The 24,259-nt window shown below is 70.6% G+C and carries 23 protein-coding genes and 1 pseudogene; 7 read left to right on the top strand and 17 right to left on the bottom strand.

Going from position 1 to position 24,259, the window contains the following annotated elements; translation table 11 throughout:
• Positions 1-4 precede the first annotated feature (4 nt).
• Positions 5-487 carry a DUF3180 domain-containing protein gene (locus tag OG259_RS23285; RefSeq protein WP_328944020.1) on the top strand — a complete coding sequence of 161 codons (483 nt, stop codon included), beginning with the start codon at positions 5-7 and terminating at the stop codon, positions 485-487.
• Between the two features lie 27 nt (positions 488-514).
• Here OG259_RS23285 and OG259_RS23280 read toward each other — a convergent pair.
• From OG259_RS23280 to dacB, 7 genes and pseudogenes are all read right to left on the bottom strand, one after another.
• Positions 515-799: pseudogene (locus OG259_RS23280) on the bottom strand (SMI1/KNR4 family protein); the annotation flags it as partial.
• A gap of 414 nt (positions 800-1,213) precedes the next feature.
• Positions 1,214-1,819 carry a GTP cyclohydrolase I FolE gene (folE, locus tag OG259_RS23275; RefSeq protein WP_328944019.1) on the bottom strand — a complete coding sequence of 202 codons (606 nt, stop codon included), beginning with the start codon at positions 1,817-1,819 and terminating at the stop codon, positions 1,214-1,216.
• 100 nt (positions 1,820-1,919) lie between these two features.
• The gene (ftsH, locus tag OG259_RS23270; protein WP_328944018.1) at positions 1,920-3,938 is read right to left on the bottom strand and encodes an ATP-dependent zinc metalloprotease FtsH; all 2,019 of its coding nucleotides are present in this window, start codon (positions 3,936-3,938) and stop codon (positions 1,920-1,922) included.
• 184 nt (positions 3,939-4,122) lie between these two features.
• Positions 4,123-4,662, bottom strand: coding sequence for a hypoxanthine phosphoribosyltransferase (gene hpt, locus OG259_RS23265; protein ID WP_030219931.1), 540 nt, complete (start codon positions 4,660-4,662; stop codon positions 4,123-4,125).
• Positions 4,663-4,703: 41 nt separating this feature from the next.
• The gene (gene tilS / locus OG259_RS23260) at positions 4,704-5,723 is read right to left on the bottom strand and encodes a tRNA lysidine(34) synthetase TilS (protein ID WP_266893305.1); all 1,020 of its coding nucleotides are present in this window, start codon (positions 5,721-5,723) and stop codon (positions 4,704-4,706) included.
• 208 nt (positions 5,724-5,931) lie between these two features.
• On the bottom strand, positions 5,932-7,071 hold the full coding sequence (locus OG259_RS23255; protein WP_328944017.1) for a zinc-dependent metalloprotease: 1,140 nt from the start codon (positions 7,069-7,071) through the stop codon (positions 5,932-5,934).
• Positions 7,072-7,164: 93 nt separating this feature from the next.
• Positions 7,165-8,568 carry a D-alanyl-D-alanine carboxypeptidase/D-alanyl-D-alanine endopeptidase gene (gene dacB, locus OG259_RS23250; RefSeq protein WP_328944016.1) on the bottom strand — a complete coding sequence of 468 codons (1,404 nt, stop codon included), beginning with the start codon at positions 8,566-8,568 and terminating at the stop codon, positions 7,165-7,167.
• Between the two features lie 102 nt (positions 8,569-8,670).
• Here dacB and OG259_RS23245 point away from each other — a divergent pair, with 102 nt between their 5' ends.
• Together OG259_RS23245 and OG259_RS23240 are read left to right on the top strand one after the other, a co-directional pair.
• A complete protein-coding gene (locus OG259_RS23245) occupies positions 8,671-9,162 on the top strand; it encodes an inorganic diphosphatase (RefSeq protein WP_024758444.1) in 492 nt (163 codons plus the stop codon).
• A gap of 115 nt (positions 9,163-9,277) precedes the next feature.
• Positions 9,278-10,948 carry a threonine/serine ThrE exporter family protein gene (locus OG259_RS23240; RefSeq protein WP_328944015.1) on the top strand — a complete coding sequence of 557 codons (1,671 nt, stop codon included), beginning with the start codon at positions 9,278-9,280 and terminating at the stop codon, positions 10,946-10,948.
• A gap of 31 nt (positions 10,949-10,979) precedes the next feature.
• Here OG259_RS23240 and OG259_RS23235 read toward each other — a convergent pair whose 3' ends face one another.
• Positions 10,980-11,684 carry a DedA family protein gene (locus OG259_RS23235; protein WP_328944014.1) on the bottom strand — a complete coding sequence of 235 codons (705 nt, stop codon included), beginning with the start codon at positions 11,682-11,684 and terminating at the stop codon, positions 10,980-10,982.
• A gap of 151 nt (positions 11,685-11,835) precedes the next feature.
• On the opposite strand from OG259_RS23235, the gene OG259_RS23230 reads away from it, so the two are divergent.
• Positions 11,836-12,204, top strand: a complete 369-nt coding sequence (locus OG259_RS23230) for a YbjQ family protein (RefSeq protein WP_328944013.1) — start codon at positions 11,836-11,838, stop codon at positions 12,202-12,204.
• A gap of 21 nt (positions 12,205-12,225) precedes the next feature.
• On the opposite strand, the gene OG259_RS23225 is transcribed toward OG259_RS23230, so the two are convergent.
• Positions 12,226-12,987: a MerR family transcriptional regulator gene (locus OG259_RS23225; RefSeq protein WP_328944012.1), complete on the bottom strand. Its 762-nt coding sequence runs from the start codon at positions 12,985-12,987 to the stop codon at positions 12,226-12,228.
• Between the two features lie 122 nt (positions 12,988-13,109).
• On the opposite strand from OG259_RS23225, the gene OG259_RS23220 reads away from it, so the two are divergent.
• Positions 13,110-14,408: an ion channel protein gene (locus tag OG259_RS23220; RefSeq protein WP_328944011.1), complete on the top strand. Its 1,299-nt coding sequence runs from the start codon at positions 13,110-13,112 to the stop codon at positions 14,406-14,408.
• Positions 14,409-14,469: 61 nt separating this feature from the next.
• On the top strand, positions 14,470-15,891 hold the full coding sequence (locus OG259_RS23215; RefSeq protein ID WP_328944010.1) for a glutamate decarboxylase: 1,422 nt from the start codon (positions 14,470-14,472) through the stop codon (positions 15,889-15,891).
• A 95-nt stretch (positions 15,892-15,986) separates the two neighbouring features.
• On the opposite strand, the gene OG259_RS23210 is transcribed toward OG259_RS23215, so the two are convergent.
• The 7 genes from OG259_RS23210 to OG259_RS23180 all read right to left on the bottom strand — a co-directional run bounded on the left by OG259_RS23210 (position 15,987) and on the right by OG259_RS23180 (position 23,026).
• On the bottom strand, positions 15,987-17,078 hold the full coding sequence (locus OG259_RS23210; protein WP_328944009.1) for a sialidase family protein: 1,092 nt from the start codon (positions 17,076-17,078) through the stop codon (positions 15,987-15,989).
• 263 nt (positions 17,079-17,341) lie between these two features.
• Complete coding sequence (locus OG259_RS23205; RefSeq protein WP_328944008.1) at positions 17,342-18,106, bottom strand: ABC transporter permease; 765 nt, start codon at positions 18,104-18,106, stop codon at positions 17,342-17,344.
• Positions 18,103-19,071, bottom strand: coding sequence for an ATP-binding cassette domain-containing protein (locus OG259_RS23200; protein ID WP_328944007.1), 969 nt, complete (start codon positions 19,069-19,071; stop codon positions 18,103-18,105). The genes OG259_RS23205 and OG259_RS23200 overlap by 4 nt, the downstream gene beginning before the upstream one ends.
• A gap of 119 nt (positions 19,072-19,190) precedes the next feature.
• A complete protein-coding gene (locus OG259_RS23195; RefSeq protein ID WP_328944006.1) occupies positions 19,191-19,805 on the bottom strand; it encodes a PadR family transcriptional regulator in 615 nt (204 codons plus the stop codon).
• Positions 19,806-19,896: 91 nt separating this feature from the next.
• Positions 19,897-20,439 (bottom strand): DinB family protein, encoded by a 543-nt coding sequence (locus tag OG259_RS23190; protein ID WP_328944005.1) that lies wholly within the window; start codon positions 20,437-20,439, stop codon positions 19,897-19,899.
• Between the two features lie 133 nt (positions 20,440-20,572).
• Positions 20,573-22,030, bottom strand: a complete 1,458-nt coding sequence (locus OG259_RS23185) for an aldehyde dehydrogenase family protein (protein WP_266893339.1) — start codon at positions 22,028-22,030, stop codon at positions 20,573-20,575.
• A gap of 117 nt (positions 22,031-22,147) precedes the next feature.
• Positions 22,148-23,026, bottom strand: a complete 879-nt coding sequence (locus OG259_RS23180; protein WP_266893341.1) for a helix-turn-helix domain-containing protein — start codon at positions 23,024-23,026, stop codon at positions 22,148-22,150.
• A 306-nt stretch (positions 23,027-23,332) separates the two neighbouring features.
• On the opposite strand from OG259_RS23180, the gene OG259_RS23175 reads away from it, so the two are divergent.
• Entirely contained in the window at positions 23,333-23,830 is a 498-nt protein-coding gene (locus OG259_RS23175) for an ATP-binding protein (protein WP_328944004.1), read from the top strand.
• 110 nt (positions 23,831-23,940) lie between these two features.
• Here OG259_RS23175 and OG259_RS23170 read toward each other — a convergent pair whose 3' ends face one another.
• Entirely contained in the window at positions 23,941-24,153 is a 213-nt protein-coding gene (locus OG259_RS23170) for a DUF397 domain-containing protein (RefSeq protein ID WP_173861569.1), read from the bottom strand.
• Positions 24,154-24,259 lie beyond the last annotated feature (106 nt).

The following is a 24,259-nucleotide window of genomic DNA, read 5'->3' as shown; positions in this document are numbered from 1 at the left end:
TCCGGTGAAACAACTGCGGCTCAAGGTGCTCGCCGGACTGTTCCTCGTGGCCGGAATCCTCTCCTGGGGCGCCGCACGGCTCTGGGACGCGGTCGGCACCCTCCCCAGCGTGCCGATCGCCGCGCCCATCGTCCTCGCTGTGATCGCGGTCGTGCTCACGGCGACCGCCCTCTCGATCCGCGCCCGCCTCAAGGCACAGCGCGAGCGCCGCCCCGGCGCCAAGGGCGTCGAACCGCTGATGGCGGCCCGCGCGGTGGTCTTCGGCCAGGCGAGCGCCCTGGTGGCCGCCCTCGTCGCCGGCATGTACGGCGGCACGGGCGTCTTCCTCCTCGGCTCCCTCGACGTCCCGGCCCGCCGCGACCAGGCCCTCTACGCCGCCTTCGCGGTCCTGGCCGGCCTGGCCGTCATCGCCGCCGCCCTCTTCCTGGAGCGCGTCTGCAAGCTCCCGGAGGACGACGACGAGGGCCCGGGCAAGGCCCGGGTCTAGCTCCCCGACCGGCGAGGACTCCCACGCTCAGCGGCAGAGCTCGTCGAGGTCCTCGGAGAAGCTCGCGAACTCGGCCTGCGCCTCGCTGACGATCTCCCGAGCGCCCCGGCGCGGCGTGGTCGCGTACCGCCCGGCCAGATCGGCCAGGTCCGCATCCGGGCGCGCCCCCCGCTCCACGTACAGAGCGGCCTCCATCGGCCCGAAGCCGTCGGCCAGCACCCACAGGAAGTCGGACAGGTTCCCGGCGACCACACCGCGCTCGCCCTCCGACCCCATGAACACCACTGGCTGCTCGACAAGCGGCCGCCCCGGCGCCGACGAAGTAGCCGAACTCGTACCCTGGCCGGATCGTCAGCCGCTCCCGGCACAGCTTCCGCGCGTGCGTCCAGGCGACCGTCTTCCCCGCCACGTCCGCCGCGTGCGTCCAGCCGTCCGGCGTGGCCAGCAGCAGATCCGGACTGGCTGAGAACGTCATATGGTCCGTGACCACGTCGACGGCGGCACGCGCCTTCACCGCCGCCACGTCCACGACCGTGGTCTGCACCGTCCGGTCCCCGTCCAGCGTCCACATGGTGCTGCCCGGAATCACGTTCTTCGCCTGGACACAGCCGTCCACCAGGTTCACCAGCATCTTGCTGGTCGGCCCGTACCCCATACCGATCCCCCTTGATCAGCGATCAACTCCACTGATCGGGGACGGTAGGGAGCAAGGCGGACAGCCCGCTACTAACGGGCCAATATCAGGGACATAGCCTCAGCGCGCGTAGTAGCGTCACGAAGTTGACCACGTACCGCCGAGGTGGTCGTCTTCGCGCCCGGCTTCCGGACCCCACGCAGAGCCATGCACATGTGCTCGGCCTCGATGACGACGATCGCGCCACGGGCATCGAGGATGCGCATCAGCGAGTCGGCGATCTGCGTCGTCAGGCGCTCCTGTACCTGCGGACGCCGGGCGAAGACGTCCACGAGGCGAGCCAGCTTGGACAGTCCGGTAATCTTGCCCGATTCAGCCGGAATATACCCAATGTGAGCTACGCCATGGAATGGGAGCAAATGATGCTCACATTGGGACGTCAGTTCGATATCTTTCACGAGGACCATTTCGTCGTGTCCCAGGTCGAACGTCGTCGTCAGGACGTCCTCAGGCTTCTGCCACAGCCCCGCGAACAGTTCCTTGTACGCCCGCGCCACCCGCGCCGGCGTCTCCCTGAGCCCCTCGCGGTCCGGGTCCTCGCCGACCGCGATGAGGAGCTCGCGTACGGCCGCCTCGGCGCGCTTCTCGTCGAAATCGCCGATCGTGCCCTCGCCGTCCAGCGTCACCGGGTCGGTCATCTCTGTGCCTCGTTCCGTCTGACTGATGTGCGCGGAAAAGCCGCGCCCCCACAGGCTAAAACCTGTGGGGGCGCGGCAGCCATTCCGGGGGTCGGGACGGTCAGTCCTCCGGGGTGTCCACCGGGGCGATGTCGATGCCCTTCGTGGTGTCGACCGTCGGGGCCGCCGAGCCGTTCGCCGTGTTCGTCAGGGCGAGCTCCTTGGGGGAGAGCACCGGCGGACGCGTGGACGGGGTACGGCGGGAGGAGCCGGTCCAGGCCGGGCGGGCCGGGCGCTTGACGATGGGGGTGAAGATCTCGGCGATCTCCTCCTTGCCCAGCGTCTCCTTCTCCAGGAGGGCGAGGACCAGGTTGTCGAGAACGTCGCGGTTCTCGACGAGGATCTCCCAGGCCTCGTTGTGCGCGGTCTCGATGAGCTTCTTGACCTCTTCGTCGACCAGCGCGGCGACCTCTTCCGAGTAGTCCCGCGGGTGCGACATCTCGCGCCCGAGGAACGGCTCGGTGTTGTCGCCGCCGAACTTGATCGCGCCCAGACGCTCGGTCATGCCGTACTGCGTGACCATCGCTCGCGCGGTGGCCGTGGCCTTCTCGATGTCGTTGGCCGCGCCCGTGGTCGGGTCGTGGAAGACGAGCTCCTCGGCCGCGCGCCCGCCCAGCATGTAGGCCAGCTGGTCGAGCATCTCGTTGCGGGTGGTGGAGTACTTGTCCTCGTCCGGCAGGACCATCGTGTAGCCCAGGGCACGGCCGCGGGACAGGATGGTGATCTTGTGGACGGGGTCGGAGTTCGGCAGGGCCGCCGCGACGAGGGCGTGGCCGCCCTCGTGGTACGCGGTGATCTTCTTCTCCTTGTCCGACATGATCCGGGTCCGCTTCTGCGGGCCCGCGACCACACGGTCGATCGCCTCGTCGAGCGCGTGGTTGTCGATCAGCTTCTGATCGCCGCGCGCGGTGAGGAGCGCCGCCTCGTTGAGGACGTTGGAGAGGTCCGCGCCGGTGAAGCCGGGGGTGCGTCGGGCGACGGCGCCGAGGTCGACGTCCGGAGCGACCGGCTTGCCCTTCTGGTGGACCTTGAGGATCTCCAGACGGCCCAGCATGTCCGGTCGGTCGACGGCGATCTGCCGGTCGAACCGTCCGGGGCGCAGGAGGGCCGGGTCGAGGATGTCGGGCCGGTTCGTGGCGGCGATCAGGATGACGCCGCCCTTCACGTCGAAGCCGTCCATCTCGACGAGGAGCTGGTTGAGCGTCTGCTCGCGCTCGTCGTGGCCGCCGCCGAGGCCGGCACCGCGGTGGCGTCCGACGGCGTCGATCTCGTCGACGAAGACGATGGCGGGCGCGTTGGCCTTGGCCTGCTCGAAGAGGTCACGGACCCGGGAGGCACCGACACCGACGAACATCTCGACGAAGTCGGAACCGGAGATCGAGTAGAACGGCACCCCGGCCTCACCGGCGACGGCGCGCGCGAGGAGCGTCTTGCCGGTTCCGGGCGGGCCGTAGAGCAGGACGCCCTTGGGGATCTTGGCGCCGACGGCCTGGAACTTCGCCGGCTCCTGGAGGAATTCCTTGATCTCGTGGAGTTCCTCGACGGCCTCGTCCGAGCCCGCGACGTCGGCGAAGGTGGTCTTCGGCGTGTCCTTGGTGATGAGCTTGGCCTTGGACTTGCCGAACTGCATGACGCGGGAGCCGCCGCCCTGCATCTGGTTCATCAGGAAGAGGAAGACGACCACGATGAGGACGAAGGGGAGGAGGGAGAGCAGGATCGAGACGAAGGGCGACTGCTTCGTCGGCGAGACGGTGTAGCCCTTCTCGATCTGCCCGGCCTCGAACTTCTCCTGCAGCTTGTCGGCGAGGTCGGCGCCCTGGGTGCCGATGTAGCTGGCCTGGACCTTGCTGCTGTTGTCGATCTTCTGGCCGTCGACGAGTTCGATCTTGACGATCTGCTCGTCACCGGTGGTGATCTTTGCCTGCTTGACCTGGTTCTTGTCGATCGCCTGGACGACCTTGCCGGTGTCCACCGTCTTGTAGCCCTCGGACGAGCCGACGACCTGCATCAGCACGACCACGGCGAGGACGGCCAGCACGATCCACATGACCGGCCCACGGAAGTATCGCTTCACGTCCATCCATACGGAGCGAGAACGCCCCGTCCCTCCTGCCCGTAGGAAAATGCTGCTGTGTGAGCTGCTGTATGAAAAAGCTGTTCTTCGGACGGTACCTCAGCATCGTCGCCCGCGACCGCCTTCCCGTGGTTCAACGGGGGGAAGGCGGTCGTGGTTCCCCGTACGACGGGACTGTCAGCGTGGGCTGTCAGCCGCCGTAGACGTGCGGGGCGAGCGTGCCGACGAACGGAAGGTTCCGGTACTTCTCGGCATAGTCGAGGCCGTAGCCCACGACGAACTCGTTGGGGATGTCGAAACCGATCCACTTGACGTCGATCGCGACCTTCGCGGCCTCGGGCTTGCGCAGCAGCGTGCACACCTCCAGGGAGGCGGGCTCGCGCGAGCCGAGGTTCGACAGCAGCCAGGACAGGGTCAGGCCGGAGTCGATGATGTCCTCGACGATCAGGACGTGCTTGCCCTTGATGTCGGTGTCGAGGTCCTTGAGGATCCTGACGACGCCCGAGGACTGGGTGCCGGCGCCGTAGGAGGACACGGCCATCCAGTCCATGGTGACGGGGGTGGAAAGGGCGCGAGCCAGATCCGCCATCACCATCACCGCGCCCTTGAGGACGCCGACGATGAGCAGGTCCTTGCCCGCGTATTCCGCGTCGATCTTCGCGGCCAGCTCTGCCAGCTTGGCGTCGATCTCTTCCTTGGTGATGAGCACCGACTGGAGGTCGGTGCCCATGTCCTTCTCGTTCACCCGGGTCACTTTCGTTGCAGCGTGCGTCAGCCTTGCCGGATGACCAGTCTGCCACCCTGGCGGCGGGCTTCGACGCGGCCGGGCAGGTTGATGGCCCCCTGGCCGCGCCAGCCGGTGATGAGCCGGTCGACTTCTTCGATGTGCCGGGCGAAGAGGGAGCCGGCGGGCGCGCCCTCGGCGATGACGGCGCGGCGCAGGACGCGGCGGCGTACGGCGGGGGGCAGCCCGAAGAGCTTGGCGCATTCGAGGGCGCCCGCCTCGTCGCGTACGCGGGTCTCGGCGTCTGCGGCCCAGGTGTCGAGGGCGTCGGCGTCGTCGCGGGACAGCTGGGCCGTTCGGGCGAGGGCTTCGACGACGCCCTTGCCGAGGGCCTTCTCCAGGGCGGGGAGGCCCTCGTGGCGGAGGCGTGAGCGGGTGTAGGCGGGGTCGCTGTTGTGGGGGTCGTCCCAGACGGCGAGTTCCTGTGCGACGCAGGCCTTGCGGACGGTCTGGCGGTCGAGCTGGAGGAAGGGGCGCCGGTAGCGGCCGGAGGCACCGGAGATCGCGGCCATGCCGGAGAGCGAGCGGATGCCGGAGCCGCGGGCGAGCCCGAGCAGGACGGTCTCCGCTTGGTCGTCGCGGGTGTGGCCGAGGAGGATCGCGGCGGCTCCGTGGCGCTCGGCGGCGGCGTCGAGCGCCGCGTACCGCGCGTCGCGTGCGGCGGCTTCGGGTCCTCCTTCGCGGCCGACGGTGACGGCGACGGCCTCGGCGGGGGTGAGGCCGAGGGCGGTCATGCGTCCGGCGACCTCGCCGGCGCGGGTGTCGGAGCCGTCCTGGAGTCCGTGGTCGACGGTGATGCCGCCGGCGCGCACGGGAAGCTTGCGGGCCTCGAAGGCGAGGGCGGAGGCGAGCGCCATCGAGTCGGCGCCTCCGGAGCAGGCGACGAGCACGAGGGGGGTGTGTGCGTCGCGTGCGGGGGCGGGGTCGGTCTGGTGCTCGGTGAGAACGTCGTGGAGTACGCGGCGGACCGCCAGGCGTATCGCCGCGACCGCAGGATGGGGACCCATGTCCGGTGCCCTTCGTGAATGGGGTGGGGTGCCTCGGTCGGAGTCTTAACGGTCGGAAAGGGGGGTTCGGTCACTCAGAGTGCGTCGATGGTGACAGAAACCCGGCCGTTACCCGAGCATTGCACGCCTCACCCCATGCCCAGGGTCCCTCGGATGGGTGATTGGTGGGGTGTTCCGACGTGTTGCTGTGCCGTGTGCCGCACCAGTCTCACGAGTCTGCCTTACGGTGCACCCTCGCGATCCACTCGGCGGGGGCGGCGATCTCGGTCTTGGTGGGGAGCGTGTTGGGGGAGGTCCACACGCGGTTGAAACCGTCCATGCCGACCTGGTCGACGACGGCGCGGACGAAGCGCTCGCCGTCGCGGTACTGGCGGAGTTTGGCGTCGAGGCCGAGGAGCTTGCGCAGGGCGAGGTCGAGGCGGGAGGCGCCGCGTGCGCGGCGCTGCTGGAACTTCTCGCGGATCTCGGCGACGGAGGGCACGACCTGGGGTCCGACGCCGTCCATGACGTAGTCGGCGTGGCCTTCGAGGAGGGACATGACGGCGGTGAGGCGGCCGAGGATCTCGCGCTGCTCGGGGGTCTGGACGAGTTCGACGAGGGAGGGGGCGGGCTCGCCCTCCTCGGCTTCGGGGCGGCCGCCGGCGAGGGTCTGGGCGGCTTCGCGGAGGCGTTCGACGACGGTGCCGGGGTCGACGTCGGTGGCGGAGAGGAACGACTGGATTTCGCCCTGGAGGTGGTCGCGCAGCCAGGGGACGGCGGTGAACTGGGTGCGGTGGGTCTCCTCGTGGAGGCAGACCCAGAGCCGGAAGTCGTGCGGGTCGACCTCGAGTTCGCGTTCGACGTGGACGATGTTGGGCGCGACGAGGAGGAGGCGTCCGCCGCCGTTGGCTCCGGCGGGGAGCTCGCGGGTGGCGGGGGCGAAGGTCTCGTACTGGCCGAGGATGCGGGAGGCCAGGAACGACAGCAGCATGCCGAGTTCGACGCCGGTGACCTTGCCGCCGACGGCGCCGAGGACGGCGCTGCCCGCGTTGCCCGACCGGCGGTCCTGCATCTTGCCGAGGAGGGGGGTGAGGAGCTCGCGGAAGCCTGCGACGTTGGCCTTGATCCAGCCGGCCCGATCGACGACGAGGACGGGCGTGTCGTGGGGCTCCATGCCTTCGGGGATCATCCGGGTGTAGGCGCGGACGTGTTCCTCCGAGGCCTTGGCGTGCCTGCGGAGTTCGGCGACGACCTCGCGGGCCTCGTCGCGGCTGACTTCGGGTCCGGGCCGCACGAGGCGGGTCGCGGTCGCGACCGCGAGGTTCCAGTCGACCATCCCGGATGTGCCTGCGCCACCGATGCTCGTCATGCGTCAACCGTACGGTCTCGAAGCCTGTTCGGTGCGGGTTCGGGACGGCTTCCGTTCGGGTCGGGGCGGGGGCGGCGCGGGGCGGGTGCCTGGTCAGTCCTGGCCGGCGAGGGCGGCGGAGAGGCGGTCGAGGGCGGGCTGTGCCTCGTACGGGGAGAAGGTGGCTCCGGCGAGGAACGCGAAGGCGAGGAGGCGTCCGTCGGCGGTGACGACGGTCCCGGCGAGGGTGTTGACGCCCGTCAGGGTGCCGGTCTTGGCGCGGACGAGTCCGGCGCCCGCGGTGGCGGGTGCGGTGTCGAAGCGGCCGGCGAGGGTGCCGGTGAAGCCGCCGACGGGCAGTCCGGTGAGGAGCGGGCGCAGGGCGGGGCGGGCGGGGTCGGCCGCTCGGGTGAGGAGTCCGGTGAGGAGGGCGGCGGAGACGCGGTCGCGGCGGTCGAGTCCACTGCCGTCGGCGAAGCGGGCGCCGGCGACGGGGAGGCCGAGCCGGGAGAGTTCGTCCCGTACGGCCTTGCTCGCGCCGTCGAAGCTCGCGGGCTGCTTCCGGGCGAGGGCGGTCTGCCGGGCGAGGGCTTCGGCGAGGTCGTTGTCGCTGTGGGTGAGGGTGTGCTCGACGAGGTCTGCGAGGGGTGCGGAGTACGTACGGGCGAGGGGGGCGGCCTTCGGGGTGCGGCCGGGGGCCGGGTCGCCGGTGACCTTGATCCCGGCCGCGGTGAGGTGGCCGGCGAAGGCGGTGGCGGTGTCGCCCGCCGGGTCGCCGGTGCGGGGCGCGGGGCCGCTCTCGCTGTCGTCGAGGCGTCCTTCGTCGGTCATGAGGGCGACGACGGGGGCGATGTTCTCATTGGGGCCGATGGGGTGGAGCGTGGGGCCCGGGTAGAGGTTCGCGTCGTACGTGAGGCGTACGGAGGTGTGGCCGCGGGCGGTGAGGGCGCGGGCGGTGTCGGCGGCGAGGGCCTTGAGGCGGGCCGGGTCGAGCGTGGGGTCGCCGCCGCCGGTGAGGGTGACGGTCCGGCCGTCGGGGGCCTCGGTGACGGTGGTCGCGATGCGGTGGTCGGGTCCGAGGGCGGAGAGTGCGGCCGCGGCGGTGGCGATCTTGACCGTGGAGGCGGGGGGCATGGGGGTGCCGGCGCCCTCGCCGTACAGCTGCCTGCCGGTGGTGGTGTCGACGACGGAGGCGGTGCGCAGGGGGCCGAGGCCGGGGTCGGCGAGGAGCGGTACGAGGCGGGCGGCGAGGTCCGCGGGGCGTCCGGCGGGGGCCGGGGCGTGGAGGGCGGTGAGGACGCCGGGGGCGCTCGGGGCGGGTGCCGGCCGGCGGGGCGGGGCGGGCGCGGGGGGCGGGGCGTGACGCGCGCCACCCGTCGTCGGGGCGGCGGCGCGGGCCCGCTCGGCCGTACGCTGACCCGAGTCCCACGGCCCGGCCGAGGTCACCGCCACGGCGGCCAGGGCCAGTCCGAGGGCAGCGGAGCCCGCCGTGAGCTGCCACATCCTCGGCTCGGGCATTGCTGACCAGCCCCTTTCGCGATCACACACGTGCGTGAGGGACACTTAATCACCGCGCGTCGTCGCGAGCATTCACTTGTGTTGATTCAGGAGGAGCCACCCGTGGAGTTCGACGTTCTCATCGAGATCCCCAAGGGATCGAGGAACAAGTACGAGGTCGACCACGAGACGGGTCGCATCCGCCTGGACCGTCGCCTGTTCACGTCGACGGCCTACCCGACCGACTACGGCTACGTCGAGAACACCCTCGGTGAGGACGGCGACCCGCTGGACGCGCTCGTCATCCTCGACGAGCCCACCTTCCCGGGCTGCCTGATCAAGTGCCGCGCCATCGGCATGTTCCGTATGACGGACGAGGCGGGCGGCGACGACAAGCTGCTGTGCGTCCCGGCCACGGACCCGCGCATGGAGCACCTGCGGGACATCCACCACGTGGCGGAGTTCGACCGCCTGGAGATCCAGCACTTCTTCGAGGTCTACAAGGACCTGGAGCCGGGCAAGTCGGTCGAGGGTGCGGACTGGGTCGGTCGCGCCGAGGCCGAGGAAGAGATCGAGAAGTCGTACGCGCGCGCCAAGGAGCAGGGCGGCCACTGAGCCGGTTCTGTTCTGAGCGTGTGAAGGCGGTGCACCCGTTGGGTGCACCGCCTTTCGCACGTCCGTCGCACACTCATACTGGAATTCACGGTTCCCAGGGAGTGAGGCGGACAGAGTGGTGGCGGAGCCGGACGGCTCGAAGGACGGTCCCGAGGGAGCTCCGGAGGACCGGAAGCCGGTGTCGGACGAGGCGCGGAGCGCTTTCGTGCCGCCGGCCGGGGTGGAGCAGCCCGCACCGTCCGAGGAGGAGCATCCGACCTCCGAGTTCGCCCTTCCGCCGGGACTGACGACGGAGCCGTCGGCCGAGCAGGAGGGTTCGGCGTTCGCGCCGCCGGCCACCTACTCGGCCAAGAACGCGCCACCCGCCTTCACCCCGGCGTACGGGGTGCCCCTGGTGCGGCTCCCGCAGAACGCGCCGTGGCAGGACCGGATGCGGACCATGCTGCGGCTGCCGGTGGGTGAGCGGCCGGTACCCGAGGCGCCGCGCAAGGAGGACGAGAGCGGTCCCTCGGTGCCGCGGGTGCTCGACCTGACGCTGCGCATCGGCGAGCTGCTGCTCGCGGGCGGGGAGGGCGCGGAGGACGTCGAGGCGGCGATGTTCGTGATCTGCCGCTCGTACGGTCTGGACCGGGTCGAGCCGACGGTGACGTTCACGCTGTTGTCCGTCACGTACCAGCCGTCGCTCGTCGACGATCCGATCACGGCGAACCGGACGGTACGGCGACGGGGCACGGACTACACGCGGCTCGCGGCGGTGTACACGCTGCTCGCCGACATCAACGCGCGGGCGCACGAGGTGACGCCCGAGGAGGCGTACGGGCGGCTCGCGGAGATACGGCGCAACCGGCACCCGTATCCCGGGTGGGTCCTGACGGCGGCGGCGGGCGTGCTCGCCGGTGCGGCCTCGGTGCTGCTCGGCGGCGGTCCGACGGTGTTCTTCGTGGCGGCGCTGGGCGCGGTGCTCGGCGACCGGCTGGCGTGGCTGTGCGCGGGGCGCGGGCTGCCGGAGTTCTACCAGTTCCTGGTGGCGGCGATGCCGCCGGCGGCGATGGGCGTGCTCCTGACGATGCTCCACGCGGATCTGCGGCCGTCGGCGGTGATCACCGGTGGCCTGTTCGCGCTGATCCCGGGGCGGGCGCTCGTGGCGGCCGTGCAGGACGGTCTGACCGGCTTCTACATCACGGCGTCGGCCCGGCTCCTGGAGGTCGCGTACTTCTTCGTCGCGATCGTGGTGGGCGTGCTGTCGGTGCTGTACATCGCGGTGCAGTTCGACGCGCAGCTGAACCCCGAGGGGGCGCTGACGGCGGTCGAACGGCCGGTGACGCAGATCCTGGCGTCGATGGTGCTGTGCGCGACCTTCGCGATCCTGTTGCAGCAGTCGCGGGCGACGGTGCTCTTCGCGACGCTGAACGGCGGAGTGGCCTGGGTGATCTACGCGTCGATAGCGGTGACCGCGGACGGGTCGACGGTCATGGCGACGGCGGTGGCGGCGGGTCTGGTGGGCCTTTTCGGCCAGCTGATCGCCCGCTACGAGCACACCTCGTCGCTGCCGTACGTGACGGCGGCGATCGGCCCGCTGCTGCCCGGTTCGGCGACGTACTTCGGGGTGCTCGCGATCGCGCAGAACAACCTGGACCAGGGCTTCGCCTCCCTTGCGAAGGCGGCGGCCCTGGCCCTGGCGATCGCGATCGGCGTGAACCTGGGAGGCGAGCTGGCCCGCCTCTTCATGCAGGCCCCCGGCGCCGCCGCGGCCCGTCGTGCGGCCAAGCGGACCAGGGGCTTCTAGCTGCTGCGGTGATCCCGGTGCCGGTGGGGCGTCAGCGCTTGGCGTGGCGGCCGCGGGGGCCCTGGGGGTTCGGGGTCCCGGGGGCGTCGTGGTCGCCGCCCTTGGACTGCGCCTTCTTCGACTGGGAGCGGGACCTCAGGACCTCGATCACGATCGGTACGACGGAGATCAGGACGATCCCGACGAGGATCAGCTCGATGTGCTGGTGCACGAAGTCGATCTTGCCGAGGAGGGCGCCGAGGATGGTCACACCCGCGCCCCACAGGACGCCGCCGATGATGTTGAACGTGATGAACAGGCGGTAGTTCATGCGGCTGACGCCGGCGATGATCGGCGTGAACGTCCGCACGATGGGGACGAAGCGGGCCAGGATCAGCGACTTCGGGCCGTGCTTCTCGAAGAACTCGTGGGCCTTCTCGACGTTCTCCTGCTTGAAGAGCTTGGAGTCGGGGCGCTTGAAGAGGGACGGGCCGACCTTCCGCCCGAAGAGGTATCCGACCTGGTCACCGAGGACCGCCGCGGCCACGATCAGCATGCACATCAGCCACAGCGGCATGTCCAGCTTGTTGGTGGTGATCAGCAGGCCGGTGGTGAAGAGCAGCGAGTCACCGGGGAGGAAGAACCCGATGAGGAGTCCGGACTCGGCGAAGACGATGACCAGGACACCGATCGGACCAAAGGTCTGAATCAGATGGTCCGGGTCCAGCCAGCTCGGTCCGAGGGCAAGCGTGTTCACGGGTTCCGGGCTCCTGCGGTCGGTGGGGGCATGGGGGACGGCTGGCCCCAAGCTATCAACGTGAACTGAACGCGACCGGTTCCACCCGGGGCCCACGGGATGCGGACAGGGCCCGCTCCCCCGAGGCTGGGGGTTCAGGAGGTGTATGCCGATGGGCATCGAGGAGTTCGGAGGCGGCCAGGGGCCGCACCCCGATGTGCTGGTCGTGACGACGAACGACGTGCCGGGTTTCGAGGTCCGGCAGGTGATCGGTGAGGTCTTCGGGCTCACCGTCCGCTCCCGCCATCTGGGCAGCCAGATCGGCGCGGGGCTCAAGTCGATGATCGGCGGGGAGCTGAAGGGCCTGACGAAGACGCTGGTGGAGACCCGCAACCAGGCGATGGAACGCCTGGTGGAGCAGGCTAAGGCGCGCGGCGCGAACGCCGTGCTGATGTTCCGCTTCGACGTGACGGAAGCGGCGGACGTGGGCACGGAGGTGTGCGCCTACGGCACGGCGGTGGTGATCGCACCGCGCGCGTGAGCCGGCCGGTGGGCCTTCGGGTCAGGGCGCCAGGCGTGCCGCGTTCGCCCGGACGGCGGCATGGAGGTGCTCGGGAAGGCCCGGGTGGATCGAGTCGTAGAAGGCGTGGAAGTTCTCGTCGGCGACGTACATCCCGGCGAGCTCCGCATGGGTCTTCGGGTGGCACTCGAAGAACCAGGTGGTGATGTGGCGGCGGTGGGCCTCGGCGAGGTCCATCGCCTCCTCCGACTCCGGGGTCAGGCCCTCTTCCATGAGGTCGGCGTAGGCGGCGCCCCAGACGTCCACCTCGTCCTTCATCCGCTGCCAGTCGTCCTTCGTGTAGCCGGCGGCCCTGGCCTGGGCCAGTTCGTGGGAGTGGGTGCCGCCCCAGCGGCGGGCGGACTCCTCCGCGTACCGCTCGGGGTCCTTGTCCCCGAAGACCTCGAACTTCTCCTCGGGGGTGAGGTTGATGCCCATCTTCTTCGCCTCCATGGCGTGCTCGACGGCCGCCGCCATCCTCTTCAGCTCGCCGATCCGCTCGGTCAGCAGCGCGTGCTGCCGCCGCAGGTGCGCCTGTGGGTCGGCGTGCGGGTCGTCGAGGAGGACGGCGACCTCTTCGAGGGGGAAGCCGAGCTCCCGGTAGAACAGGATCTGCTGGAGCCGGTCGAGGTCCGCGTCGTCGTAGCGGCGGTGGCCCGCCGTGCTGCGGCCGCTCGGGGAGAGCAGTCCGATCGCGTCGTAGTGGTGCAGGGTCCGCACCGTGACCCCGGCGAAGCCGGAGACCTGTCCCACGGAGTAGCCCATCGGCCGTCCGCCCTTTCTCTCGGTACGCGTGTCAGCCTCGGGCCTGACGTGACGTGAGGTGCAAGTCCGTTCGACTCGAATTTCGGGATGTTGTGCGGCATTTGCTCACTTATGGTGGGCCAGTGGCCACCGATGATGCTTCGCCCGGTCAGCCCGCTCCGTCATCCTCCGCCGACGAGGCCTCGCTGCGGGTGCTGCTTCCGCAGGTGCTGCCCTCGCTCTTGGTCGGGGTGGGGGCGAGCCTGCTGCTCCTGGGGATCAGCGCCCTCGCGGATGAGTTCGAGGGCGTCCTCTGGGACGACCTGCCCGACGCCCTCGGCATCGGCGGCTACTCCTCCCTCTGGATCATCAGCATGCTCACGGCGGCGGGCATCGCGGTGGGCCTCGTCGTCTGGAAGGTCCCCGGACACGCCGGCCCCGACCCGGCGTCCATGGGCCTCGGCGGGACGCCGCTCGCCCCGGGAGTCGTACCCGGCCTCCTCCTCGCGAGCGCCCTCGCGCTCGCCGGCGGAGTCAGCCTCGGCCCCGAGAACCCGATCATCGCGTCGAACATCGCCCTCGCCTACTGGCTCGGCCGCAAGGTCGCGCCCGCCGTTCCGGGCGCCGCCTGGGTCGCCCTCGCCTCGTCCGCCACCATCGGCGCCCTCTTCGGTACGCCGGTGGCCGCCGCCCTCGTCATCTCCGAAGCCCTCGCCGGCACGCCGGGGCGCGGCTCCCTCTGGCAGCGGCTCTTCGCCCCGCTCGTCGCCGCCGGCGCCGGGTCGGTGACCACCCAGCTGCTCGCCGACCCCACCTTCGACATGGACATCCCGCCGCTCACCGACCCCGGCTGGGGCGACCTCCTCGCCGCCCTGGTGATCGCCTCCGCGGCGGCCCTCTTCGGCCTCGCCTCCTGCTACCTCTTCCCCTACTTCCACGCCGCCTTCCGGCGGCTGCGCCACCCCATGCTGATGCTGCCCCTCGGCGGTCTCGTCCTCGGCCTCCTGGGCGCCCTCGGCGGACCCCTGACCCTCTTCAAGGGCCTGGATCAGGTCAAGGAACTCACCTCCTCGATCGGCAGCTGGTCCTCGGGCGAACTGGCCAGACTGGCCGTCGTCAAGCTCTTCGCCCTCCTCGTCGCCGCCTCCTGCGGCTTCCGGGGCGGCCGGATCTTCCCCGCGGTCTTCATCGGCGCCGCCTTCGGGCTGCTCGCCCAGGCCCTCGTCCCCGAGGTCCATCCGGCGATCGCCGTCTCCTCCGCCGTCCTCGGCGTCCTGCTCGCCACCACCCGACAGGGCTGGATCAGCCTCTTCACCGGCGCCGTCCTCGCCCCCTCCCCCGCGGTACTCGGCCTGCTCTGTCTCGCCTCCCTCCCCGCCTGGCTGATCGTCACCGGCCGCCCCCAGCTCGAACTCGACGAACAGGGCGACTCCCTGCGCTGACCCCGCCCCCTCGGAGACGACCACCCCGCCGGCTCTCCCCACCCGACAGAAGGAGTCCCCCATGCCGCCGCTCCACCAGGGGCCCACCGCCTCCCCCTCCGAGCCCGAACGCCGACTCGCGCTCAACCCCTTCTTCGGTGCCGCCGACCCGGTCGGCGGCATGACCGAGGCCCCGCCCCGCCACCGGATGCCCGACGGCCCGCTGCCCCCGGCCAACGCCTACCAGCTCGTCCACGACGAGCTGATGCTCGACGGCAACTCCCGGCTCAACCTCGCCACCTTCGTCACCACCTGGATGGAGCCCCAGGCCGGGGTCCTGATGGGCGAGTGCCGCGACAAGAACATGATCGACAAGGACGAGTACCCGCGCACCGCCGAACTGGAACGCCGCTGCGTCGCCATGCTCGCCGACCTGTGGAACGCCCCGGACCCGGCCACGGCCGTCGGCTGTTCCACCACCGGCTCCAGCGAGGCCTGCATGCTCGCCGGCATGGCCCTCAAGCGCCGCTGGACCATGCGGAACGCCGACCGCTACCCGGGCACCGCCCGCCCCAACCTGGTCATGGGCGCCAACGTCCAGGTCTGCTGGGACAAGTTCTGCAATTTCTGGGAGGTCGAGCCCCGGCTCGTCCCCATGGAGGGCGACCGCTTCCACCTCGACGCCGAGTCCGCCGCAGCGCTCTGCGACGAGAACACCATCGGCGTCGTCGCCGTCCTCGGCTCGACCTTCGACGGCTCCTACGAACCCGTCGCCGAGATCTGCGCCGCTCTGGACGCCCTCCAGGAACGCACCGGTCTCGACATCCCCGTCCACGTCGACGGCGCCTCCGGCGCCATGGTCGCCCCCTTCCTCGACGACGGCCTCGTGTGGGACTTCCGGCTGCCCCGCGTCTCCTCCATCAACACCTCCGGTCACAAGTACGGACTGGTCTACCCGGGCGTCGGCTGGGCCCTGTGGCGCTCGCCCGCCGAACTCCCCGAGGAGCTCGTCTTCCGCGTCAACTACCTGGGCGGCGACATGCCCACCTTTGCCCTCAACTTCTCCCGGCCGGGCGCCCAGGTCGTCGCGCAGTACTACACGTTCCTCAGGCTCGGCCGGGAGGGCTACCGGGCGGTGCAGCAGACCTCCCGGGACATCGCCCGCGGCCTCGCCGAACGGATCGAGGCCATGGGCGACTTCCGGCTCCTGACCCGCGGTGACCAACTGCCCGTCTTCGCCTTCACCACCGCCCCCGACGTCACCTCCTTCGACGTCTTCGACGTCTCCCGCCGGCTCCGCGAACGGGGCTGGCTCGTCCCCGCCTACACCTTCCCCGCGAACCGCGAGGACCTGTCCGTCCTGCGCGTGGTCTGCCGCAACGGCTTCTCCGCCGACCTGGCCGGGCTCCTCATCGAGGACCTGGGCCGACTGCTGCCCGAGCTGCGGCGCCAGTCCCATCCGCTCACCCACGACAAGAGTGCGGAGACCTCCTTCCACCACTAGGGACCGTCTCGGCCGTGTCCGCCGGTTCGCGCCCGGCCGGGTCGGGTCGGGTCGAGGTCGTACATGCCCCGGAGCGACCGCCGCGAGCCTTCCGGTCAGTCACCGACCGGGTCCTCGCAGGCCAGCTGGAACTCCGACCAGCGCACCCCGTCCAGGGTCAGCGCGTACTGGCAGCGCGACGCCTCACGCAGCAGGCCCAGCGGGGTGCGCCGGGTGTGATGCGTCCCGTCGCCGAGCCGGACGAACGTACGGCCGCCGTCCCCGCTCTCGTACCCCGAAAGCTCCGTGCCGATCTCCACCCGGCCACCGGGGCCCGGGACCGGCAGGCCGAGCAGGCTGCGAGGCTGCTCGCTCGGCCCCGTCGTCCACATCCGCTGCCAGGTCCTGCCCCCGTCCACGGAACGGTGCAGTGCCCGCATCGGGTTCTTGACGGGCTCACCGTCCGCCAACTCCCCCATCTCCGCCGCGTACACCGCGTCCCTGCCCACCGCCACCGCCGTGTGCCATCCGGGCCTTGTGGTGGGACTCGGCAGCCGGCTGACCGTCCAACCACGCCCCCCGTCCCGGGAGACGGCGACCGCCGCCCGCCCCGACAGCGGGTCCGTGCCCGAGACCCACCAGGAGCCGTCGGGCTCCGGCTGCTCCTGGGGGCGTGGATGTGCCCCCAGCAAGGGCATCCGGGCCAGCGCCCGGCGTCGCCCGTCCTGCGGCGACACCACCACGAGACGGTGCCGCTCGCAGTCGTCCGGCAGGGCCTCGGAGGGCACGGCACAGTCGGTGTCGAGCACCGCCCCGGCGGGTATCTCCTGGGTCGTCCCGACCGTACGCCGGTCGCCCGCCCGCCAGTTGCGCCCGCCGTCCTTCGTGAACCAGGTCCGCGCGCCCTCCTCGACGAGCGCCCGGCCGGGGCCGAGGGGCAGCAGGTTCGCCGATATGCCCTCCGTCCCCGCCACCTGCGGCAGCGGTGACCTCCGCAGCACCCATTCCCTCGCCCCGGCGTCCCGCACGGCCACGTACTGCCGACAGAAGCCGTTCGCCGGAACCGCCGGGTCGGTCACACACGAGGCGAGCAGCGCGAATCCACTGCCGTCCCGCGCGAAGCCCAGACTGTGCGCCCAGCCGGGCAGTCCCGGCGCGGACGGGATCTCGGGCGGCGCCCCGAACAGTCCTGGATCCGGAGTCGCCACCTGACCCTTGCCGACCGACGCCGAGGCGCCCGCATTCCCCGCATTCCCCGCGCTCCCCGCGCTCCCCGAACCACCTTCCACCACACCCGACTTCGACCCCGTACACCCGCTCAGCACCACCAACACCAGCGCCACGACGGCGCCGGCCACTCCTCCCACGGGCCTGCGCATCGCACGTCCCCCTGTCCTCCCTCGGGCGGTCCGCGGTGAACCGCTGCTTTGAATACACCGCTCATCGCCTCCGGGTTCCCACCTCCGCGCCGCTACTTCCCGAGCCGCCCGAACTTCCTTACCGCCAGCGGGAAGAAGACCGCCAGGAGCACCAGCGGCCACACCACCGCCGCCCAGATGTGCCCGGGCGCGCCGCCCGGATTGCCGAAGAGGTCGCGGACCGCCGTCGCGGTCGCCGACATCGGGTTCCACTCCACGAACGTGCCGAGCCAGCCCGGCATCGAGTCCGGCGAGGCGAAGGCGTTGGAGAGGAAGCCGATGGGCCAGACCAGGATCTGCACCGCCTGCACCAGCTCGGCCCGCCCCGCGACCAGGGCGAGGAAGATCCCGATCCACAGCATCGCGAACCGCAGCAGGAGCAGCAGCCCCAGGGCCCCCAGGGTGCCGGCGAGGCTCCCGTTCGCCCGCCAGCCGATCGTGTACCCGACGCCGACCATCACGAGCAGCCCCACCGTCGACTGGAGCATGTCGGCGGCCGCCCGCCCCACGAGCACCGCGCCGTCGGTCATCGGCATCGCCCGGAACCGGTCGATCACGCCCTTGTTCAGGTCCTGCGTCACCGCCGTCATGGTGCCTTCGAGCCCGAACACCATGGTCAGCGTGAGCATCCCGGGCACCAGGAAGTCGACGTAGTCGCCGTCGACGCTCCGCCCGCCGCCGACCAGATAGCCGAACATCAGCAGCATCATCACCGGGAACACGAGCCCGACCAGGACCTGCACCGGCTGCCGCGCCCAGTGCGCCAGTTCCCGGCGGGTCATCGTCCAGCAGTCGCTCACCACGTACGCGGCGCTCATGCCGCCACCTCCTTCCGCGGGGACGGCTCCCCGTCCGTCAGATGCAGGAAGACCTCGTCCAGCGTCGGCCGCCGCAGGGCGATGTCCTCCGCCTCGATCCCCGCCTCGCCCAGCGCCCGCACGGTCTCGGTGAGCGAGGCCATCCGGTCCGCCACCGGCGCGCTGAGCCGCCGCCGGTCGGCGTCCACGCTCACCTCGGACCGCGCCGCGGGCAGCAGCCCGGCCGCCTCGTCGAGCCGTGCCCCGTCCCGTACGACCACGTCGATCCGGTCCACGCCGACCTTCGCCTTGAGCTCGTCGGATGTGCCGTCCGCGACGATCCGCCCCTGGTCCACGACGGAGATCCGGTCGGCGAGCTGGTCGGCCTCCTCCAGGTACTGCGTGGTCAGCAGCACCGTGGTGCCCCCGCCGACGAGCGAGCGCACCGACTCCCAGACCTCGCCACGCCCGCGTGGGTCGAGTCCCGTCGTCGGCTCGTCGAGGAAGAGGACCTCGGGCTCCGTGATCAGCGAGGCCGCCAGGTCGAGCCGCCGCCGCATGCCGCCGCTGAACTGCTTGACCGGCTTGCGGCCGGTGTCGCCGAGGCCGAAGCGCTCCAGGAGCTCGTCGGCCCGCGTGCCCGCGCGCCGCGCGCCCAGGTGGTGAAGCCGGCCGAACATCTCCAGGTTCTGCCGGCCGCCCAGCTCCTCGTCGAGGGCCGCGTGCTGCCCGAGCAGCCCGATCCGCCGCCGTACCTCCCGGGCCTCGGTCCGTACGTCGTGTCCCGCCACCCGCACCAGGCCCTCGTCGTGGCGCAGCAGGGTGGCCAGGATCCGTACCGTCGTGGTCTTGCCCGCACCATTGGGCCCGAGCAGGCCGTGGACGGTGCCGCGCCGGACGGTGAGGTCGAGGCCGGCCAGGGCGTCCTTCTCGCCGTACCGCTTGCGCGCGCCCTCCACGAGGATCACGTCGCCAGTCGCCGTCATGTCGATTCCTCCCGAAATGCTCGTAGTCAAATTTGACCAGTTGCCACCGACGGAGGAAGGTATGCCCTCCCGGGCTTCTAGTCAAACTTGATTAGAGACTGCTCTTCCCGCGCGCCCGATCAGCTCGCAAAGGGGTTCTCCTCCCCCTCGGCGAGGACGCCCACGAAGGGATCGCCCTCCCCCGCGAACACGTACGCCCCGCCCTCGATCCGCTCGATCAGGCCCAGCGTCCACTCCTTGCCGGCGTCCGCCGAGTGGACCCACATGTGCATGATCTCGCCGATGTGCCCGAGCTGACCGGGGCCGCCCTCGGGCGTGTAGTACCCCGTGACGGCGGCCCGCCACTCGTCGAGCGCCCGTACCCGCTGCCGCAGCAGCTCCGCGGCCTCCGCGCGGGGCAGGTCCACGATGAAGCCGATGCCCGCCGACAGGACGTCCATCTTCTGGTCGTACGTGGTCAGCGCCTCGCGCAGCAGCGCGAAGTACTCCTCGGTGCCGCGCTCCGTCAGCTCGTACTCCACGCGCGGCGGGCCGCCCACCGCGCTCGGCGCGACCTCGTGCGCGTGCAGCAGTCCCTGCTTCGCCATCTGCTTCAGCGCGTGATAGATCGAACCGGGCTTGGCATGGGACCACTCATGCGCGCCCCAGTACTCCAGGTCGTTGCGGACCTGGTAACCGTGGGCGCGGCCGTGCTGCCTCACCGCGCCCAGGACGAGCAGCCGGATCGCCGACATCGCCGTACCTCCTAGTCAATCTTGACCAGAGTACGCGCGCGGTGGCCCCGCGCGCGGGGCCGCTCGGGGAGCGGCCCCGACCCGCTCACGTTCAGCCCCGGCCCCGCTCCGCCGCGATCAGCTCGAAGGAGGTCTTGCCGTCCAGGGACTCGCGGACGACATCCGCGTGCCCCGCGTGCCGACCGGCCTCCTGCACCAGGTGGAGCAGCATCCAGCGGATCGAGACCCGTCCGTCCACGGGGAACCAGGGCGCCTCGGGCAGCGGGAAGGTGTCGTCCAGGCTCGGCACCGAGCGGACGAACTCCTCGGTCTCCTTCGCCACGCCCGCCCAGAACTCCACGACCTCCGGGATCGTCTCCTCCTCCACGAGCCGGAAGCCCTCGCCCCAGGTCTCCTGGGTGCGCTGCCGCTCGTTCGGCTGCTGCTGCGCCAGCCGGAGCCAGTTCAGCTCGACCTCGGCGACGTGCTTGAGCAGGCCGGAGAGGCTGAGCTCGCTGGCACTGGGGCGACTCGCCGCCTGCTCCTCGGTGAGGCCGAGGAGCGAGCGGCGGATCGCGGCACGCTGGGCCTCGACGAAGTTGAGGAGCGCGCCGCGCTCGTCGCCGTGAGCCTCCGTGGGAACGAGAGCCACCATGATGTCCGCCTTCCGTACGCCTACGCAGATGGGTGCCGGGGAGGCCCTGGCCTTTCGGCCCCGGCCCTTCCGACACCCATCAAGTTACGGACCCTTGCGGACAAGTACTGTCCTCAACGAGACATCAGCCGGGTCAGAAGGGGAACCGGCTCCGGCCGTGCTGGATCGAGATCCACTTCTGGGTGGTGAAGCTCTCCACCATCGCCTCGCCGTTGAGCCGCCCGATGCCCGAGTGCTTCTCGCCGCCGAAGGGCACGATCGGCTCGTCGTGCACGGTGCCGTCGTTGATGTGGATCATGCCGGTGTGCACGCGCTTGGCGAGTCGCACACCCCGCTCGATGTCACCCGTGTGGACGGCGCCGCTGAGCCCGTACGGGGTGTCGTTGGCGATCCGCACGGCCTCGTCCTCGCCGTCGAACGGGACGATGAGGGCGACCGGGCCGAAGATCTCCTGGCCCAGGATCGGGGCGTCCGGGGCGAAGCCGGTGAGGACGGACGGGGAGACGAGGTTGCCGTCGACCGTGCCGTGCAGGAGTGCCGTCGCGCCGGCCTCGACCGTCTGGTCGACGAGCGAGGAGACGGCCTCCGCCTGCTGGGAGTTGATGAGCGGACCGATGTGGGTGGCGGGGTCGGCCGGGTCGCCGACGCGCAGGGTCTTCACCTTCGCCACGAACTTCTCGGTGAACTCCTCCTCCACCGTCCGGTCCACCAGGATCCGGTTGGCGGCCATGCAGACCTGGCCCTGGTGCACGAAGCGGCTGAAGACGGCCGCGTCCACCGCGTAGTCGACGTCGGCGTCGTCGAGGACGATCAGGGCGCTGTTGCCGCCGAGTTCGAGGACGGCGTGCTTGAAGTTCTGCGCGCAGACCGTGGCGACGTGACGGCCGACCTTGTCGGAGCCGGTGAAGGAGATGACCTTCGGGATCGGGTGGGTCAGGAGCGCGTCGCCGATCTCGGCGATGTCGGTGACGACGACGTTCAGCAGACCGGCCGGCAGACCGGCCTCCTCCAGGACCTTGGCGACGAGGGTGCCGCCGCAGATCGGGGTGTTCTGGTGCGGCTTGAGGACGACCGCGTTGCCGAGCGCGAGCGCGGGCGCGACCGACTTGATCGAGAGGAGGAAGGGGAAGTTGAACGGCGAGATGACACCGACGACGCCGACCGGGACGCGGTAGACGCGGTTCTCCTTGCCGTCGACCGGGGACGGCAGGATGCGGCCCTCGGGACGCAGCGCCAGCTGCACCGCCTCGCGCAGGAACTCCTTGGCGAGGTGCAGCTCGAAGGCCGCCTTGAGACGGGTGCCGCCGAGCTCGGCGACGATCGTCTCGGCGATCTCCTCCTCGCGGTCCTCCACGATCCGCAGGGCCCGCTCGAAGACGAGCCGGCGCGTGTACGGGTTGGTCTCGGCCCACTCGGCCTGGGCGCGCTCGGCGGCGCGGTAGGCACGGTCGACCTCACCGGCGGTGGCGACGGTGATCGACGCGAGCTTCTCCCCGGTGTACGGGTTGAAGTCGATGATGTCCCACGAGCCGCTGCCGGGCTTCCACTCGCCGTCGATGTACTGGTGGGCCAGGTCGGTGAAGTGCGACATGGATCGAGACCCCTCTACCCGCTCTACGTCTGTACGGATGACAGAAGCGACGCTGAGACGCCGCGACGCGGAGACGTCACGACGCCGGAACTGATGTCACGTCATCGTACTGATGTGTCAGGTGAGTTGGAGGAGTCCTCGGAGAAGGTCCCGGCTTTCGGCCGGATCCGGCCCTTCCTTCTGCAGTCGCTCCATCACGCGCTGGTACTGGGCGACCTCCTCGCGCTTGTCCAGGTAGAGGGCGCTGGTGAGCTGCTCCAGGTAGACGATGTCGGAGAGGTCGGACTCGGGGAAGCTCAGCATCGTGAACGCGCCGCTCTCGCCGGCGTGCCCGCCGAAGCTGAAGGGCATGACCTGGAGCGTGACGCCCGGGTGCTCGGAGATCTCGATGAGATGCCTCAACTGCCCCTGCATGACGGCCCGGTCGCCGTAGGGGCGGCGCAGCGCCGCCTCGTCGAGGACGGCGTGGAACTGCGGGGCGCGCTCGGAGACGAGGACCTTCTGCCGTTCGAGCCGCAGGGCGACCCGGCGGTCGATCTCGGCGGCGGGGGCGTCGGGCATGCCCCGGGTGACGACGGCCTGGGCGTACGCCTCGGTCTGCAACAGGCCGTGGACGAACTGCACTTCGTAGACGCGGATGAGGGAGGCGGCGCCTTCGAGACCGATGTACGTCTGGAACCAGCCGGGCAGGACGTCGCCGAAGCTGTGCCACCAGCCGGCGACGTTGGCCTCGCGGGCGAGCCCGAGGAGCGAGCCGCGCTCGGCCTCGTCCCCGACGCCGTACAGCGTGAGCAGATCCTCTACGTCCCTGGCCTTGAAGCTCACCCGTCCCAACTCCATGCGGCTGATCTTGGATTCGGACGCGCGGATCGAGTAGCCGGCCGCCTCGCGGGTGATCCCGCGCGATTCGCGCAACCGCCTCAGCTGGGAGCCCAGCAGGATGCGCCGCACCACACTCCCGCTCGCTCCGCCCGATTCGCCTGCGGTTGCGGTCACGGCTCCAGCCTCCCCTTTACGGTGTCGAGCCCCCGTCGAGCCCCGGATTCTGCCACCAAACGCTTCAGCGCGTACACATTCGATTACGGAAAGACGGCGACTTCCGGGCAGCCGCGGAAAGTTCCCCCCGACCGGGGGACGACTTATGCACAGATTAGGCACGGGGGCGGACAGGTCCGGCGCGTGCACGTGCATCTGCCCTTGCATCCAGTGGTCGCATTCGGAACCATGGACCCCGCGCAGCCGCGTGCTCGTTCGTGTTGTCGTGTTGTCGCACCACAGTCGCGATTCCCGGGAGTGCCTCGCATGGGGACGAATGGATCGACCGTGCTCGAGCCGTTAAGGCAGGGCCTTCCGCCGATCGATCCCGGCGCCGTCTCCACCTCCGCCTCCTGCGCCCTGCCCGCACGGTACGAAGCCGTGCGCGGGGCCCGGAAGTTCACCAGCGCGACGCTCGACCGCTGGGAGCTGAGCGAACGCTTCGACGATGTGGCCCTGGTCGTCTCCGAGCTCGTCACCAACGCGCTGCGCCACGCGGTGCCCGCCGACGCGCCACAGGAGGAAGGCCAGAACCCACCGGTTCGGCTGCACCTGATGCGCTGGTCCTCGCGCCTCGTGTGCGCCGTGCGCGACCCCAGCCAGGAGAGCCCGGAGGCGCGCGGCGGCGAGGAGGACTTCGCGGCCGAGTCGGGACGCGGACTGTTCCTGGTGGACTCGTTCAGCGACAGCTGGGGGTGGCATCCGCTCGCCGGCACGCTGCGGGGCAAGGTGGTGTGGGCGCTGTTCCGGATCGGTCCGGAGTAACGGCGCCCCGTCGTACGCATGCGAGAAGGGCCCTGGCGCACACCGCCGGGGCCCTTTCTCATAGGTACGCGGTCCTGCCGCAGGAAGCGGCCCCACACCAGGACGCGGTCTCACACCAAGTGGTCGAACTCCCCGTCCTTGACGCCGAGGAGGAGCGCCTCTATCTCCGCGGGCGTGTAGACGAGGGCGGGACCTTCGGGGTGTCGCGAGTTGCGTACGGCAACGTTTCCCCCGGGCAGTTTGGCGAACTCCACGCAGGATCCCTGGGAGTTGCTGTGCCTGCTCTTCTGCCACACGACGCCTCGCAGCTCCGTGGCCGCCATGCCGTTGTACGCGTGATGCGCATGATGCACTGGTAGCTCCCCGAGTTGCTTGGTGCAGGTGTCAACTTCCTCGGATCATAGCTGTGTTCATATGCCGATGCATGAG

Source organism: Streptomyces sp. NBC_00250, from assembly GCF_036192275.1.
Lineage (GTDB): Bacteria > Actinomycetota > Actinomycetes > Streptomycetales > Streptomycetaceae > Streptomyces.
The sequence above is the reverse complement of the archived record's forward strand: the minus strand, read 5'-3'. Positions and strand labels throughout refer to the sequence as shown.